This is a genomic window from Flavonifractor sp. An82 (assembly GCF_002159265.1).
Lineage (GTDB): Bacteria > Bacillota > Clostridia > Oscillospirales > Oscillospiraceae > Flavonifractor.
This window is the reverse complement of the sequence record NZ_NFHG01000003.1, coordinates 1-16,953: the sequence shown is the minus strand read 5'-3', so window position 1 is coordinate 16,953 and position 16,953 is coordinate 1. Positions and strand designations below refer to the sequence as shown.

The window sequence follows — 16,953 nt, the reverse complement described above, 5'->3', positions numbered from 1 at the left end:
ACTTCCAAATTTTTTTATATCTTTGAGGTGTACCATGAAACAACTGCTGTCGGCCCTGAAGGATATCCCGGAATATTGCGCCCTGGAGGCGGCCATCGACGGCGGGGCCTGCCCCGTGGCCTTTTCCGGCCTGTCGGCGGTCCACCGGGCCCATTTTGCCGCCGGGCTTCACCAGGGGCTGGAGCGGCCGGTGGTGGTGGTGTGCGCCGACGAGGGGGAGGCCCAGCGGATGGAAAAGGACCTGGCCGCCCTCTCCGGAGAGAAGGTAACCACCCTGTCCGCCCGGGAGTTCACCTTCCACAACGCGGCGGTGGTGTCCCGGCAGTATGAGCACCGGCGTCTGTCCGTCCTGCGGGCGCTGGCGGCGGGGGAGTGCCCCCTGCTGGTGTGCACGGTGGAGGCTCTCCTCCAGCGCACCATCCCCAAGACCCTGCTGACCCAGGCCGCCCAGGTGATCCGCATGGGGGAGGCCCATGATCTGAACGACCTGACCGAGACCCTCACCGCCGCCGGGTACGCCCGGTGCCAGCAGGTGGAGGGTGTGGGCCAGTTTGCCCTGCGAGGGGGCATTCTGGACTTTTTCTCCCCCGCCCACCAGAAGCCGGTGCGGGTGGAGTTCTTCGGGGACGAGATCGACGCCATGGGCTTCTTTGAGCCGGACACCCAGCGGCGCATCCAGAACATCAGCGAGGCGGAGATCCTGCCCGCCGCCGAGGTGCTGCCCCAGTTTACCCCCGGAGGCTGGGCGGGACTGCTGGAGGGCATGGACAAGCTGATCGCCCGGGCAAGAAAGCGCAAGGGGAGCGAAAAGCTGGTGGAGACCCTGGAGGAGGACCGGGAGCGGCTGGCCGCCGGTACCTCCTTCCCGGCCATGGACCGGTATCTGGGCCTCATCTACCCCAGCATGGCCACGGCGGCGGACTACCTGCCGGAGGACGCCGTGGTACTGTTCAGCGAGAGCGGCCGGGTGGCCGAGCGGGGGAAGAACTACCTGTGGCAGCTGGGGGAGGACGCCAAGTCCCTGATGGAACGGGGGGAGCTGGCCGGTGATCTGGCCGACTTCGCCCGTACCCCCGAGGAGCTGTGGGGGGTGCTGGAGGAGTGGCCGGTGTGCTACCTGGATGCCTTCGCCGCCTCATCCTATCCCCGGCGGCCCCGGACGGTGCTCAACCTGCTGGCCAAGCAGCTGCCCTCCTACGGCGCCAGCCTGGAGACCGCCGTCTCCGACCTGGCCCACTATGTGTCCGAGGGCTTCCGCACCGTGGTGCTGGTGGGCAGCGAGCAGCGGGCCCTCAACCTCCAGGCCCTGCTGCGGGAGCAGAAGATGACCACCGCCGTGGACTTCCAGCTCCACGACCTGCCCGCCTACGGCAAGGCGGTCATTGCCGTGGGGGGCGTCACCGCCGGTATGGAGTACCCGGTGGGACGGCTGGCGGTGCTCACCGAGGGCCAGTCCGCCCTGGGCAAAAAGCGCCGTCCCAAGCCCGCCACCAACCGGCAGAAGCTGAAGTCCTACGCCGACCTGTCCCCCGGCGACCTGGTGGTCCACGAGCACCACGGGGTGGGCCGCTTCGTGGAGATGACCAAAAAAGTGGTGGACGGCGTGGAGAAGGACTACGTGAAGATCGCCTACGCCGGTACCGACACCCTGTATGTCCCCGCCACCCAGCTGGACCTGGTGAGCAAGTATATCGGCGGCGGCGAGGACGCCAACGAGACGAGAAAACTGTCCCGGCTGGGGGGCGGCGACTGGGAGCGGGCCAAGTCCAAGGCCAAGAAGGCGGTAAAGGACCTGGCCAAGGGGCTTATTCAGCTCTACGCCCAGCGGCAGCGGCAGCCCGGCTTCGCCTTCTCCCCCGACTCCGAGTGGATGCATGAGTTTGAGGAGCAGTTCGAGTATGCCGAGACCGACGACCAGCTGCGGTGCATTGCCGAGATCAAGCGGGATATGGAGACCGCCCGGCCCATGGACCGGCTGCTGTGCGGCGACGTGGGCTACGGCAAGACCGAGGTGGCCTTCCGGGCGGTGATGAAGTGCGTGCTGGACGGCAAGCAGGCCGCCATCCTGGTGCCCACCACCGTATTGGCCCGGCAGCACTACCTGTCCGCCAAGCAGCGCTTTGCCAAGTACCCGGTGGAGATCGACGTGGTGAGCCGCTTCCGCACCCCTGCCCAGATGAAGGAGACCCTGCGGCGGCTGGCGGCGGGGCAGATCGACCTTCTGATCGGCACCCACCGGCTCTTCCAGAAGGACGTGACCTTCAAGGACCTGGGCCTGCTGGTCATTGACGAGGAGCAGCGCTTCGGCGTCCAGCACAAGGAGAAGCTGAAGGAGCTGTCCCGGCAGGTGGACGTGCTCACCCTGTCCGCCACCCCCATCCCCCGCACTCTGAACATGGCCCTCTCCGGCATCCGGGACATGAGTACCCTGGAGGAGCCCCCCATGGACCGCCAGCCGGTGCAGACCTACGTGCTGGAGCACGACTGGGGGGTGCTGATGGACGCGGTACGCCGGGAGCTGGAGCGGGGCGGCCAGGTATTTTACCTCCACAACCGGGTGGACACCATCACCCGCACCGCCGCCCGCATCCGGGAGATGCTGGGGGAGGACGTGGAGGTGGCGGTGGCCCACGGCAAGATGAGCCAGGAGGAGCTCAACGAGGTCATGACCCGCATGAGCGAGGGCGAGGTGGATGTGCTGGTGTGCACCACCATCATCGAGACCGGCATCGACATCGCCAACGTGAACACCCTCATCATTGAGGACGCGGACAAGATGGGTCTGGCCCAGCTCCACCAGATCAGAGGCCGGGTGGGCCGGTCCACCCGCCGGGCCTTCGCCTACCTCACCTACCGGCAGGGCAAGGTGCTGAGCGAGGTGGCCTCCAAGCGGCTGGGGGCCATCCGGGAGTTTGCCGAGTTCGGCTCCGGCTTCAAGATCGCCATGCGGGACCTGGAGATCCGGGGCGCGGGCAACGTGCTGGGCCCCGAGCAGTCCGGCTTCATGCTCAGTGTGGGCTACGACATGTACCTGCGGCTGCTGGAGGAGGCGGTGCTGGAGGAGCGGGGAGAGCCCATCCCCAAGCGCACCGACTGCGCCGCCGACCTCAGTGTGGCGGCCTCCATCCCCGACCGGTATGTGCCCTCCCCGGAGGAACGGATGGACCTGTACCGGCGCATCGCCGCCATCCGCACCGAGGAGGATGCCGACGATGTGATGGATGAACTCATCGACCGCTACGGCGATCCCCCCAGACCGGTGAACAATCTGATCACGGTGGCCCTGCTGCGCTCCGACGCCGCCCAGAACGGCGTCACCCAGATCAAGCAGCAGGGGGGCGGCCTGCAGTTCTATCTGGACGGCTTTGACCTGCGGCAGGTGTCCGCCCTGTGCGCCCTGGACAAGTACAAGGGACGGCTGCTCTTCTCCCCCGGGGTGTTTTGGAAAGAAAGATGGCATCGATCAGAAATCAATGATATTGAGGTATACCTCCACGCTGCCGTAGGTCAGTTTGGGTTCGCCGTTTTCATCGGTGTAGAGCCAGAAGTTCTGATCCAGGGGATAGGAGGGATCGCCGGTGCCCACAGAGGCATAGACGGGGATGGAGATCTTCACCCAGCCGTCGGTGGCCTTGGTAAAGGTACCGGTGAGGAACTTGTCGGCCCAGCGGTAACCGTCCTCATTCTCCATGGCCTCATAGTCCAGGGACAGGCCATACTCCGCCAGAGCGTCCAGGCCCGCCTGGGTGCCGATGGGGGAGGAGCCCAGATGGGCATATTTGACCTGGGTATTGGAGGCGTTCAGATCGTCGGCGGTGTAGAAAATGCCGTCAAAGAAGGAGTTGATGCCGGCCCACTCCACCGTGTCGCCCACGGTGCCCCACAGGACGACGGGGGCCACCGCAAGTTCACCGGGAGCCACGAACTGGAAGCGGAGGGTGCGGGTGATGGGGTCGCCCTTCTTGGGGGTAACGGTGAAGGTCACGTCGGTTTCGGCAACGCCCTGGCACTGGCCCTCCAGGTGGTCGCCCACCAGCTTGATGCCGTCGGGCAGCTGGCCGGAGATCTGGTTGACGGTAAAGCTGTTCCACTGCTCCTCAGGCAGCCACCAGCGGAACTCATAGTATACATCGTTGTACCAGGTCTCCTCAGAGCCGTCCTCCATCACCATGGTTTCGGGGGCGTAGGAGAGCACATACTCCACCTCGCGGGGATCATAGGGGGGCTTGGCGGACTGGATGACGGCGGTCTGGGTGGCGGCGTCGTAGCTGACCTCCTTGCCGAAGGCCTCGCTGATGGCCCGGATGGGTACATAGGTGGTGCCGTTGTAGGCGAACACGTCCACCTCCTTGCCGTTGACGTCCTTGGGCACGAAGGCCTCGCCGTCAATGGACAGCTTCATGCCGGGGAGCACGGAGATGTTGACCAGGTTGCCGGCGGCCAGGGCGGCGGTGCCGGTGCCCAGGACCAGCGCCAGCGCCAGGGCTGCGATGCGGGTCTTCTTCTTCATAGAGACACTTCCTTTCATGGTTTGCGGGTCTGAACGGTCCGTTCAGGGAGTTGAGTCCAGCATACCACAGTACTGTAAGAAAGTGGTGTGCGCAGGCGCACACTTGTGTCAAAACCGGCGGGAGTCGGTCACAGCAGCCCCGGCTCGCCCAGAGAGAGGAGCAGTTCGTCGGTCTCCTCCAGGGTGAGATGGTGGCTCAGGCCGTAGAGCACCGCGGCGTCAAACCGGCTGCGGGGATAGAGGACCGGTCTGCCGCACCGGGTGAGCAGGCGCTGGGTCTCCTCCTCTCCCAGGTCCACCGCCAGGGCCAGCCGCAGCAGAAAGGTGCGGGTGGGGGCACGGGTACCGTTGAAGAGCTGGTAGCCGTAGGAGCGCTCCAGATAGCAGGCCCGGATGGCGTCCTTCACCAGCCAGCCCCGCTGCTCCAACAGATTGCATAAATAAAAGGTGCTGTCGGGGGGCGTAAAGGCGTCGTCGCCCAGCAGAGCGGGGTCGGGAGCGGAGCAGATGGCTCTGCGCAGTTCTTCGGTGGTCCTCATAAGGCCTCTCCTTTCCGGGAAAATAGGAATAAAAAAAGTGTACCATACTTTGGGAAAATGCGGGTGTGCAAATTTGCACATTTTTCTGCGGACCCGCCGCGGGAGGAAGGGTCGGGGCAATTTGTTCACAATTTCCTCTTTTTTCTTACACACGCTTATGCTATACTAAGAAACTGAATCAATGCGAATTGGCCGCGCTTTGCGCGGTGTGAGATCAGAAAGGTGAATTATCACATGGGACTGTTGAAAAAGCTGTTTGGTACCAGCTCCGCCAAGGAGCTCAAGGCCATCAAACCCATCGTGGACAAGATCGAGGCCCTGGACGAGGCGTATTCCAAGCTCACCGATGAGCAGCTCAAGGCTAAGACCCCTGAATTCAAGGAGCGGCTCCGTAACGGCGAGACCCTGGACGACATCCTGCCCGAGGCCTTCGCCGCCTGCCGGGAGGCGGCCTGGCGCGTGCTGGGCATGAAGCCCTACCGGGTGCAGCTCATCGGCGGCATCATCCTCCATCAGGGCCGTATTGCCGAGATGAAGACCGGCGAAGGTAAGACCCTGGTGGCCACCCTGCCCGCCTACCTGAACGCCCTGGCCGGGGAGGGCGTCCACATCGTCACTGTCAACGACTATCTGGCCAAGCGTGACTCCGAGTGGATGGGCAAGGTCTACCGCTTCATGGGCCTCACCGTGGGTCTGGTGATCCACGACGTGCAGCCCAAGGACCGCAAGGCCTCCTACGCCGCCGACATCACCTACGGCACCAACAACGAGTTCGGCTTTGACTACCTGCGGGACAACATGTGCATCTACGCCACCGAGATGGTGCAGCGGGGCCACGCCTTCGCCATCGTGGACGAGGTGGACTCCATCCTCATTGACGAGGCCCGTACCCCCCTCATCATCTCCGGCCAGGGTGACAAGTCCACCCAGCTGTACACCATCGTGGATTCCTTTGTGGCCCGCCTGAAGGGCCAGCGGGTGGCCAAGGTGGATACCAAGGAGGAAGAGGACCCCGACGTGGACGCCGACTACATCGTGGATGAGAAGGCCCGCACCGTCACCCTCACCGCCCGGGGCATCGCCAAGGCCGAGCAGCAGTTCCAGATCGAGAACCTGGCCGACCCGGAGAACACCACCCTGTCCCACCACATCAACCAGGCCATCAAGGCCCGGGGCCTGATGAAGCGGGACATCGACTACGTGGTGAAGGACGGCGAGGTCATCATCGTGGACGAGTTCACCGGCCGCCTCATGTACGGCCGCCGCTACAACGAGGGCCTCCATCAGGCCATCGAGGCCAAGGAGGGGGTCACCGTGGCCCGGGAGTCCAAGACTCTGGCCACCATCACCTTCCAGAACTACTTCCGCCTGTACAACAAGCTGTCCGGTATGACCGGTACCGCCATGACCGAGGAGGAGGAGTTCGGCACCATCTACGCCCTGGACATCGTGGAGATCCCCACCAACAAGCCCCTGGCCCGTATTGACCAGCCCGACGTGGTGTACAAGACCGAGAAGGGCAAGTACAAGGCCATTGTGAAGCAGATCGAGGAGTGCCACGCCAAGGGTCAGCCTGTGCTGGTGGGCACCATCTCCATCGAGAAGTCGGAGCAGATCTCCGATATGCTCAAGAAGAAGGGCATACGCCACAACGTGCTGAACGCCAAGTTCCACGAGAAGGAAGCCGAGATCGTGGCCCAGGCCGGTAAGTTCGGCGCCGTCACCGTGGCCACCAACATGGCCGGCCGTGGTACCGATATCCTGCTGGGCGGCAACGCCGAGTTTTTGGCCAAGGCCGAGCTGCGCAAGGCCGGCCTGTCCGACGAGCTCATCGCCGAGTCCACCGGCTACGCCGAGACCGACAACCAGGAGATCCTGGAGGCCCGGCGGATGTTTGCCGAGGCCGAGGCCAAGTACAAGGACGAGATCAAGGAGGAGGCCGACAAGGTCCGCGCTGTGGGCGGCCTCTTCATCCTGGGTACCGAGCGCCACGAGTCCCGCCGCATCGACAATCAGCTCCGCGGCCGTGCCGGCCGTCAGGGCGACCCCGGCGAGAGCCGCTTCTTCCTCTCCCTGGAGGACGACATCATGCGCCTGTTCGGCTCCGAGCGGGTCATGGGCATGATGGATAAGCTGGGCGTGGACGAGGACACCCCCCTGGACTCCAAGATGCTGTCCAACGTCATCGAGAATGCCCAGAAGCAGGTGGAGTCCCGCAACTTCCAGACCCGTAAGACGGTGCTGGAGTACGACGACGTGATGAACACTCAGCGCCAGGTCATCTACGAACAGCGCCGCAAGGTGCTGGACGGCGAGAACCTGAAGGAGGCCGTCCAGACCATGCTGTCCACCGTCATCTCCAACGAGGTGGCGGCCCACATGGGCGAGCACAAGCACATGGACGCCGAGAACTGGCGGGAGGTGTGCGCCCAGTACCGGGGATTGTTCCTCACCCCCGAGGACTACAAGTTCACCGACCAGGAGCTGGAGCAGTACGACGCCGACGGCCTGGAGAAGCTGCTGCTGGGTAAGGCCACCGAGGTCTACAGCAAGAAGGAAGCCGAGCTGGGCGAGCCCCTTATGCGTGAGCTGGAGCGGGTCATGATGCTCCGGGTGGTGGACGAGTACTGGATGGACAACATCGACGCCATGCAGGAGCTCCGCCAGGGCATCGGCCTGCGTGCTTACGGCCAGAACGACCCCGTGGTGGAGTACAAGCGCGAGGGCTATGAGATGTTCGAGCGCATGATCGCCGCCATCCAGGAGGAGACCCTCCGCCGGATCTTCCTGGCCCGGGTGCAGGTGGGCTCCACCGTCAAGCGCGAGCGGGTGGCCAAGGTCACCGGCGAGAGCGCCGGCAGCGACGGCACCGTGAAGAAGCAGCCCGTCAAGAAGGGCCAGAAGGTGGGCCGCAACGATCCCTGCCCCTGCGGCAGCGGCAAGAAATACAAGAAGTGCTGCGGCATGCATGAGGACGACTAAAAGCGGCCCAGGCCCCGGAAGCGGGCTGCCCGTTCCACATGAAGGAGACCATATGAACATCATTGAGCACAATAAAAACGGTCTGGTGTACCTGGCCTCCGAAGGCATGGAGGAGGCCGGCGGAGTGGTCCACGGCTTTTCCACCCGGCTGGGGGGCGTGTCCCAGGGGATCTACGACTCCCTCAACCTGAGCATGACCCGGGGGGACGACCCGGACAAGGTGGCGGAAAACTACCGCCGGTTCTGTGCCGCCATCGGCGCCGACGTGCGGCAGGTGGTGTGTGCCAGCCAGGTCCACGGGGACACGGTGCGCTCCGTCACCTCCGCCGACGTGGGTATCGCCCTGGACGAGCCGGAGCCCTGGCAGGCCGACGGCCTGGTTACCGATATTCCCGGCGTGGTGCTCACCGTCTTTACCGCCGACTGCCTGCCCATTCTGCTCTACGACCCGGTGCGCCGGGTGGTGGGGGCGGTCCACGCCGGCTGGCGGGGCACCGCCCTGGGCATTGCCGCCAAGGCGGTGGAGCGCATGGTGGACTGCTACGGCTGCGACCGGCTGGACATTCTGGCCGCCATCGGCCCCGGCATCTCCAAGTGCTGCTTTGAGACCCACGAGGACGTGCCCAACGCCATGACCGAGGCCATGGGGGCCTCCGCCCTCCACTGCATTGAGGTACTGCCCACCGGCAAGTTCCATGTGGACCTGAAGGCCCTCAACGCCAAGCGGCTGGAGAACGCCGGTCTGGACCCCGCGCATATTGCCGTGTCTGCCGACTGTACTGCCTGCCTCCACGACAAGTACTGGTCCCATCGCTTTACCCACGGGGAGCGGGGAAGTCAGGCGGCCATGATCGCGCTGGTATAATCAAATCAAAGGGGCGGGCGGTGATGAGCCGCCCGCCCTTTTCCATTCAGACAAGGAGGGGCTGTCCTTGAAGAAACGAACACGACTGCGGCTGGCGGCGCTGGGGGCGGCCCTCTGCCTGGCCCTGACCGGGTGTGCCGGCGATCCGGAGCCCGAGATCACCCCCACTGCCACTCCGGCGGAGAGCAGTACGCCCACCGCAGAGCAAACCAACTTTGTGCTGGCCTGTTATCCCGAGGCCGGGTTCCACCCCATCACCGGCTCCAACCGCACCAACCTGAATCTGGCGGGGCTCATGTACGAAGGGCTCTTTGCCCTGGACCAGCAGTTTGAGGTGCAGCAGGTACTGTGCTCTGGCTACACCACCTCGGAGGACGCTCTGACCTGGACCTTTACCCTGCGGAGCGGCGTCACCTTCTCCGACGGCAGTGCGCTTACCTCGGCGGAGGTGGTCTCCTCCCTGGAGAGCGCCCGCACCAGCACCCTCTATTCCGCCCGCTTTACCGACATCGGTACCATTACAGCGGGGGAAGGGACGGTCACCATTGTCCTCACCCGGGCCAACGGCAGCCTGCCCGCCCTGCTGGACATCCCCATCGTCAAGGAGACCGGGGGCATCCCCCTGGGTACCGGCCCCTATGTGCTCACCGGAACCGGGGAGGAGCGGTCCCTCACCGCCAACGGGAGCTGGTGGCAGGGGGAGAGCCTGCCCCTGGACACCATCCCCCTGCGGGCCATTCAGGAGGCCGACGATCTGATCCACGCCTTTGACACCAAGGAGATCTCCCTGGTGGCCACCGACCTGACCGCCACCAACGCCCTGGGCTTTTCCGGGTCCTATGACACGGTGGACTATCCCACCTCCACCATGGTGTATGTGGGCTTCAACACCGCCAGCGGACCCTGCCGGGATGCCGGAGTGCGGCGGGCCCTGCTGCGGGCCTTTGACCGGGATTCCGTGTCCACCGCCCTCTACTCCCGCCACGCCCAGCCCGCCGCCCTCCCCGTGTCCCCCGCCAACTCCCTGTACAAGGAGAGGCTGGCCGAGGAGCTGAGCTACTCCTCCCAGGGGGTGGCCGATGCCCTCACCGGGGCGGGATGGACCAGAACAGACAGCGGCTGGGTCAGCGGCCGGCAGACCCTCAGCCTGGAGCTGGTGGTATCTGCCGAAAACCAGGACCGGGTGGCGGTGGCCCAGCACCTGGTGAACGGCCTCAACGATCTGGGCATCAATGCCACCCTCACCAAGCTGGACTGGGACGCCTATGTCTCTGCCCTCCAGAAAGGGGACTTCGACCTCTACCTGGGGGAGGTACGGCTCACCGGCGACTTTGACCTCGCCGCCCTCATCACCAGCGGCGGGTCCCTCAATTACGGGGGCTACAGCGACGCCGAGGCGGCCGCCCGCCTCCAGTCCTACCGGGCAGCCACCGGTCAGGCCCGGGACCTGAGCGCCCAGCGGCTCTATGAGCGGCTGGCGGAGGAGCCTCCCTTCGCCGTGCTCTGCTTCAAAAACTGGTCGGTGCTCACCCAGTGGAACACCGTCTCCGGCCTGACCCCCACCCAGCAGAACGTATTTTACCAGTTTGCCTGGTGGAAGATCGGCCCCCAGGAGGAAACAGAATAAGACAGACCGGCCTTCCCGCCAAAGGGAGGCCGGTTTTTGTTCGGGGCTGACGGGGAAATGAATTGACAATATATGCGTAAGCATACATAATGAGGATATAAAGTGGGGGTATGGGAGTGCCCCCCGACCAGCAGAAAAGGGAGTGTTTTCATGAGGAGGATCAGTTTATTTTTGATGGCGCTGCTGCTGACCACGGCGCTGGGCCTGCCGGTGTGGGCGGCGGACAGCGATGCGGGACAGGCTGCGGATACCCTCTATTCCCTGGGCCTGTTTCGGGGTACGGGGACCGATGAACAGGGACAGCCCCGCTTTGACCTGGAGCGGCCTGCCCTGCGCAGCGAGGCTGTGGTTATGCTGATCCGGCTGATGGGCAGAGAGAAGGAGGCACTGGCCTGTACCGCAGCCCAGCCCTTCACGGACGTGCCCCAGTGGGCGGACCGCTATGTGGCCTACGCCTATGAGCAGGGGCTCACCAACGGCATCGGCGGAGGACAGTTCGGCAGCGATCTGGAGACCACGGGGAATATGTATCTGGCCTTTGTGCTCCGGGCGCTGGGCTACCGGGACAGCGGGGCAGAGGCGGCCTATACCTACGCCACGGCGGCCGAATTTGCCGCCCAGATCGGCGTCACCGACCGGGCCTATACAGCGGGGCAGTTCCTGCGGGGCGATATTGCGGAGGTGTCCCTTTCTGCCCTCTCCTTCCCGCTTTATGGCACGGAGCGGCTGCTGATCCAGGCATTGGTGGAGGATGGAGCGGTTTCCGCCGCCAGCGCACAGGCAGCAGGCTTCCCGGTGGACGGCAGCAGCCTAGTGGGGCAAAAGGTCAGCATTGCTGTAGTAAAGCAGGAGTATGATGCGGCAATTTTGGATGCAGCCCAGATAAAGCGGGCTTTTCCCACCGCCTGCCAGTTCTACCGCGGTAACTACTGGCAGGAAACGGAGGAACAGGTCATGGAGGTGGCAAAGACGCCCAGCACCTCCCTGGAGGAGCTGCTGGTGCTGGAGGCCATGCTGAACGACCACTTTGGCGACATCCCGCTGGAACCTGTGACGGACAGTGCGCTGTATTTTAATCCGGTTGACGAAGAGGATTATCGCCCCCTGTTGCTGCTGCTGGACCATAATTCCAATGTAGTGGGTATGTGCAACAGCTACGACGGAGGGGATACAGTGGTCTTTACCCGCACCAATATCCAGGCTGTCTCCTTACTGGAGGAGTTCCTGGCTCAGGTGGCCGCCCGCCTGGCCCGCAAGGATCAGGTAGAGGTGGCTGTGGACACCAGTGATCCCCAGGGCGGCTGGAACGACGGCACCGGGATGGCGTACCACTATCCGGTTTACATTGATGGGGAGGAACTGGCTGGCGACTATTGGCTGGCTCTGGATCTGGATTATCAGTGGAAGCTGGATGGGATTCAAAACAACGGCGGCAGCTTTGATACCTACCTGGAGTATATGATGTCCAATCTGCTCCTGGGCGGCTCCATGATTACCATGACAGATGATAATGGCAGAGAGCACAGCTACGGTGAGTTGTCCGAAGAATACCAGAGCATTTATGCCTACGATGAGCATTGGGACCGGGACGGCAACCTGATCAGCGCCCGTTACGGCCTTTATACCAGTGCACAGCGGAGCCAGCCTCTGTTTGTGGGTGTGTGCGACAAGGAGGGGAATCTGCTGGGCTATACCATTCTGGAGGCCACAAAATAAAGAATATACAGAACCGGCTCCGGGCCATCCGTACCCCGGAGCCGGTTCTTTTTTATGGAGAGGGCTTGCCGCCAGCTTTCCCCCAAATCCGGGGGACAGGCCTGCTATACTGTATCCAAAAGCTGGAAACCAAAGAGCGAGGAGCGGGGAGCTATGATACAGTGGCATGCGTGCAGCGCCAAGCAGGCGCTGGAGGAATTGAGAAGCGGGCCGGGGGGGCTGACGGGGGCGGAGGCCGCCCGGCGGCTGGTGGCCCACGGGCCCAACAGATTGGCCCGCAAAAAGGACAAGTCCTTCCCGGCCCGGCTGCTGGGCCAGCTGAAGGACCCCATGATTCTGGTGCTGCTGGTGGCGGCCGCCCTGTCCCTGTGGGCCAGCGGGGGAGAGGACTGGCTGGACGCCGCCATTATCCTGGGCATCGTGGCGGTGAACGCCATCATCTCCCTGTCCCAGGAGGACAGCGCCCGCAAGGCCCTGGAGGCTCTGAGCCAGATGTCCGCCCCGGCGGCCCACGTCCTGCGGGATGGGGTGCTGGTACGCCTGGAGGCGGAAAAGCTGGTGCCCGGCGACGTGATCCGCCTGGAAGCGGGGGACCTGGTGCCCGCCGACTGCCGCATCCTGGAGGCCGCCGGCCTCCAGGCTGACGAGTCCGCCATGACCGGCGAGTCCGCCCCGGTGAACAAGGGGGCCCTGGGCCCCCTCCCCGCCGACACCCCCCTGGCGGAGCGGCGCAACCTGCTCCTCTCCGCCACGGTGGTCACCCGGGGCCGGGCCACCTGTGTGGTGGCCGCCACCGGCATGGACACCGAGGTGGGCCACATTGCCGGAATGTTGATGGATAAGGTGGAAAGTGAAACACCTTTACAGGAAAAGATGGGGGAGATTTCCAAGACCCTCTCTTTCCTGTGCCTGTGCGTGTGCGCGGTGATGTTTGGGGTGGGGCTGCTCCAGGGACGGGACCTGCTGGAGATGTTCCTCACCGCCGTGTCCCTGGCGGTGGCCGCCATTCCCGAGGGCCTGCCCGCCATCATCTCCATCGTGCTGGCCCTGGGGGTAAGCCGCATGGCAAAGCGGCGGGCCATCGTGAAAAAGCTGCCCGCGGTGGAGACTTTGGGGTGCGCCGGGGTGGTGTGCTCCGACAAGACGGGCACCCTGACCCAGAACAAAATGACAGTGGTGGACATCTGGACGCCCCGGCAGGGGGAGCGGGATCTGGCTCTCACCATCGGGGCCCTGTGCGGCGACGCCCAGCTGAGCTGGAAGGGGAACACCCCGGTATGCACCGGTGATCCCACCGAGGCCGCCCTGGTGGAGGTGGCCGCCCGGGCGGGAGTGGACCGCAACAAATTGGAGGAGGAATGGCCCAGAAAGGGGGAAATCCCCTTCGATTCGGAACGAAAGCTCATGACTACCGTACATAGCAAACCGGGGGGCGGATACCGGGTGATGGTGAAGGGAGCCCCCGACGTGCTGGCCCGGCGGTGCCGGGTGGAGGAGAGCGCCCTGCGGAGGATCACCAGCCGGAACGAGGCCATGGCGGGCAAGGCTTTGCGGGTGCTGGGGGTGGCCTACAAGGATGTGGACATGCTGCCCCCCAATCTGGACAGCGCCGGTGTGGAAAAGGGGCTCACCTTTGTGGGGCTGCTGGGCATGATGGACCCGCCCCGGCCCGAGGTGAAACGGGCGGTGGAGCAGTGCTACCGGGCGGGGGTGCGGCCGGTGATGATCACCGGCGACCACAAGCTCACCGCCGTGGCGGTGGCCCGGGAGCTGGGCATCTGCCGGGCGGGGGACCGGGCCCTCACCGGCGAAGACCTGGATTTCCTGCCCCAGCCCGCCCTGGAGGAGGAAGTGGACAAATTCGCCGTATACGCCCGGGTATCTCCGGAACATAAATTGCGGATTGTAAAGGCCTGGCAGGCCAGGGGGAAGGTGGTGGCCATGACCGGCGACGGCACCAATGACGCCCCGGCCCTGAAGGCCGCCGACATCGGCTGCGCCATGGGTAAGAGCGGCACCGACGTGGCCCGGGGAGCGGCCGACATGATCCTCACCGACGACAACTTCGCCACCATCGTCTCGGCGGTGGAGGAGGGGAGAGGGATCTATGCCAACATCAAAAAGGCCATCCACTACCTTCTCTCCTGCAACATCGGAGAGATTCTGACCATCGCCCTGGCCACCCTGCTCCGGTTCCCGGAGATGCCGCTGGCCCCGGTGCAGCTGCTGTGGCTCAACCTGGTCACCGACTCCCTGCCCGCCCTGGCCCTGGGGGTGGAGCCGGTGGAGCCGGGGGTGATGGACCAGCCGCCCCGGCAGGCGGGGGAGTCCCTCTTTGCCCATGGCTTTGCCCTGCGGCTGGCCTGGCAGGGGGTCATGGTGGGGTTGCTCACCCTGGCGGCCTATGTGCTGGGGGCCTGGGTACTGCCCGGCTGCTCCCTGGCGGCGGGCAACACCATGGCATTTGCCACGCTGACCCTCTGCCAGCTCTTCCACGCCTTTGATGCCCGCAGCGAGGAGGCCTCCATCTTCAAGCTGGGGGTGACCTCCAACCCGGCCATGAACAAGGCCTTCCTCATCGGCATCGCCATGCAGCTGGGGGTGCTGCTGGTGCCCCCTCTCCAGACGGTGTTCTCCACCGTGTCCCTGTCTCCCCGGGCCTGGGGAGTGGTGGCCGGTCTGGCCCTTACCCCGGTGGTGGTGTGCGAGATCACCAAGGCCTTCCACCGCAGCCACAAGCCGGGCAAGCGGGTGAGTGATACCAAGGCAGCCCTGAAAAAATAAAAATTACCCCTTGACAAAGACAGAACGGGGCGGTATACTATGCCAAACTAAATTGATAAACCGATGAGAAAGAGGAGTAGTCCGGTATCAAGGCCTCACAGAGAGCTGCGGGTGGTGGGATCGCGGCAGGCGGCGTCCGGGTGAATGGACTTTTGAGGGCATAGCGAAAGGGCGACCGAGTAGCGCGACGGGGACTCCACCCGTTATCAGGGGAGCTCGTGCTGGCAGGCACGGGAAAGTGAGCGGGCGCATGGTTTCCATGCGTCAATCCGGGTGGCACCGCAGAGGTTTTTATTACGCCTTTGTCCCAGAGAATCTTTGGGACGGGGGCGTTTTTTCATGCCTGCCTTGCAGAAATTCATGCCCTCTCCCGCAACACCAATTTTGAAGGAGTGCATGAACATGACCAAGATCCCTCACCGCCTGTACCTCACCGAAGACCAGATGCCCCAGCGTTGGTTCAACCTGCGCTCCGCCATGGCAGAGCAGCCCGACCCCATGCTCCACCCCGGCACCCTCCAGCCCCTGGGGGTGGACGATCTGTCTCCCATCTTCTGCACCGAGCTGGCCCGCCAGGAGCTGGATGGCACCACCGAATTTATCGACATCCCGGAGGAAATCCAGGAGGTCTACAAGATGTACCGGCCCTCCCCCCTGATCCGGGCCTACAACCTGGAGAAGGCCCTGGGCACCCCCGCCAGGATCTACTACAAGTTTGAGGGCAACAACACCTCCGGCTCCCACAAGCTCAACTCCGCCGTGGCTCAGGCCTACTACGCCAAAATGCAGGGCCTCACCGGCGTCACCACCGAGACGGGGGCCGGCCAGTGGGGCACCGCCCTCAGCGAAGCCTGCTCCTACTTCGGGCTGACCTGCGACGTGTTTATGGTAAAGTGCTCCTATGAGCAGAAGCCCTTCCGCAAGGCGGTGATGGGGGTCTTTGACGCCGCCGTCACCCCGTCCCCCTCCAGCCTCACGGAGGTGGGGCGCAAGATCCTGGCGGACAATCCGGGCACCACCGGCTCCCTGGGCTGCGCCATCTCCGAGGCGGTGGAGGCCGCACTCAACAGCGGCGGCACCAAGCGGTATGTGCTGGGCAGCGTGCTCAACCAGGTGCTCCTCCACCAGTCCATCATCGGCCTGGAGTCCAAGCTTGCCATGGAGCAGCTGGGGGAGTACCCCGACGTGGTGGTGGGCTGCGCCGGCGGCGGCTCCAACCTGGGCGGCCTCATCGCCCCCTTTATGGCCGACAAGCTGAAGGGCGTCAAGAACCCCCGCATTGTGGCGGTGGAGCCCGCCTCCTGTCCCTCCCTCACCCGGGGCAAGTATGCCTACGACTTCTGCGACACCGGCAGGGTGACCCCTCTGGCCCGGATGTACACCCTGGGCTGCGGCTTCATCCCCTCCGCCAACCACGCCGGCGGCCTGCGCTACCACGGCATGAGCCCTGTCCTCTCCAAGCTGTACCACGACGGGCACATGGAGGCGGTGGCCTACGAGCAGACCCGCGTCTTTGAGGCGGCGGTGCTCTTTGCCAAGCAGGAGACCATCCTGCCCGCTCCCGAGTCCGCCCACGCCATCCGTGGAGCCATTGACGAGGCCCTCAAGTGCAAGGAGAGCGGCGAGGCCAAGACCATCCTCTTTGGCCTCACCGGTACCGGCTACTTCGATATGACCGCATACGAAAACTATCTCACCGGAAAGATGACCGACTATATCCCCACCGACGAGGACTTGCAGAAGGGCTTTGACTCCCTGCCGGACATTCCTCAGAACAAGGGCATCTGAACCTGCCGCCGGCCGCCTCAGGGCGGCCGGCGGTTTTTGTATAAAGAAAACCACTCGCTAGGCGAGTGGTTCAAAAAAGCCTATGGCGATGAAAATGATAAAAAAACTCCCTTTGCTATAATAGAAGTGCGGTCTGCCAACT

The 16,953-nt window shown here is 64.2% G+C and carries 8 protein-coding genes; 7 read left to right on the top strand and 1 reads right to left on the bottom strand.

Annotated elements, in window-relative coordinates; translation table 11 throughout:
• The first annotated feature begins 34 nt into the window (after positions 1–34).
• Positions 35–4,543 (top strand): transcription-repair coupling factor, encoded by a 4,509-nt coding sequence (gene mfd / locus B5G34_RS05150; protein ID WP_242956852.1) that lies wholly within the window; start codon positions 35–37, stop codon positions 4,541–4,543.
• Positions 4,544–4,638: 95 nt separating this feature from the next.
• On the opposite strand, the gene B5G34_RS05140 is transcribed toward mfd, so the two are convergent.
• Positions 4,639–5,049: a hypothetical protein gene (locus tag B5G34_RS05140; protein WP_087334903.1), complete on the bottom strand. Its 411-nt coding sequence runs from the start codon at positions 5,047–5,049 to the stop codon at positions 4,639–4,641.
• Between the two features lie 234 nt (positions 5,050–5,283).
• Between B5G34_RS05140 and secA the strand changes: the two genes are divergently transcribed.
• The 6 genes from secA to B5G34_RS05110 all read left to right on the top strand — a co-directional run bounded on the left by secA (position 5,284) and on the right by B5G34_RS05110 (position 16,811).
• Positions 5,284–8,031, top strand: a complete 2,748-nt coding sequence (gene secA, locus B5G34_RS05135; protein ID WP_087334901.1) for a preprotein translocase subunit SecA — start codon at positions 5,284–5,286, stop codon at positions 8,029–8,031.
• Between the two features lie 52 nt (positions 8,032–8,083).
• Positions 8,084–8,896, top strand: a complete 813-nt coding sequence (gene pgeF, locus B5G34_RS05130) for a peptidoglycan editing factor PgeF (protein ID WP_087334899.1) — start codon at positions 8,084–8,086, stop codon at positions 8,894–8,896.
• 67 nt (positions 8,897–8,963) lie between these two features.
• Positions 8,964–10,523, top strand: coding sequence for an ABC transporter substrate-binding protein (locus B5G34_RS05125; RefSeq protein WP_242956851.1), 1,560 nt, complete (start codon positions 8,964–8,966; stop codon positions 10,521–10,523).
• A 174-nt stretch (positions 10,524–10,697) separates the two neighbouring features.
• Positions 10,698–12,239 carry an S-layer homology domain-containing protein gene (locus B5G34_RS05120; protein ID WP_087334897.1) on the top strand — a complete coding sequence of 514 codons (1,542 nt, stop codon included), beginning with the start codon at positions 10,698–10,700 and terminating at the stop codon, positions 12,237–12,239.
• Between the two features lie 153 nt (positions 12,240–12,392).
• The gene (locus B5G34_RS05115) at positions 12,393–15,023 is read left to right on the top strand and encodes a cation-translocating P-type ATPase (RefSeq protein ID WP_087334895.1); all 2,631 of its coding nucleotides are present in this window, start codon (positions 12,393–12,395) and stop codon (positions 15,021–15,023) included.
• Between the two features lie 402 nt (positions 15,024–15,425).
• Complete coding sequence (locus B5G34_RS05110; protein WP_087334893.1) at positions 15,426–16,811, top strand: TrpB-like pyridoxal phosphate-dependent enzyme; 1,386 nt, start codon at positions 15,426–15,428, stop codon at positions 16,809–16,811.
• Positions 16,812–16,953 lie beyond the last annotated feature (142 nt).

Coding starts and splice junctions, on each gene's coding strand:
- mfd (WP_242956852.1), top strand. CDS start 35: ATGAAACAACTGCTGTCGGCCCTGAAGGATATCCCGGAATATTGCGCC.
- B5G34_RS05140 (WP_087334903.1), bottom strand. CDS start 5,049: ATGAGGACCACCGAAGAACTGCGCAGAGCCATCTGCTCCGCTCCCGAC.
- secA (WP_087334901.1), top strand. CDS start 5,284: ATGGGACTGTTGAAAAAGCTGTTTGGTACCAGCTCCGCCAAGGAGCTC.
- pgeF (WP_087334899.1), top strand. CDS start 8,084: ATGAACATCATTGAGCACAATAAAAACGGTCTGGTGTACCTGGCCTCC.
- B5G34_RS05120 (WP_087334897.1), top strand. CDS start 10,698: ATGGCGCTGCTGCTGACCACGGCGCTGGGCCTGCCGGTGTGGGCGGCG.
- B5G34_RS05115 (WP_087334895.1), top strand. CDS start 12,393: ATGATACAGTGGCATGCGTGCAGCGCCAAGCAGGCGCTGGAGGAATTG.
- B5G34_RS05110 (WP_087334893.1), top strand. CDS start 15,426: ATGACCAAGATCCCTCACCGCCTGTACCTCACCGAAGACCAGATGCCC.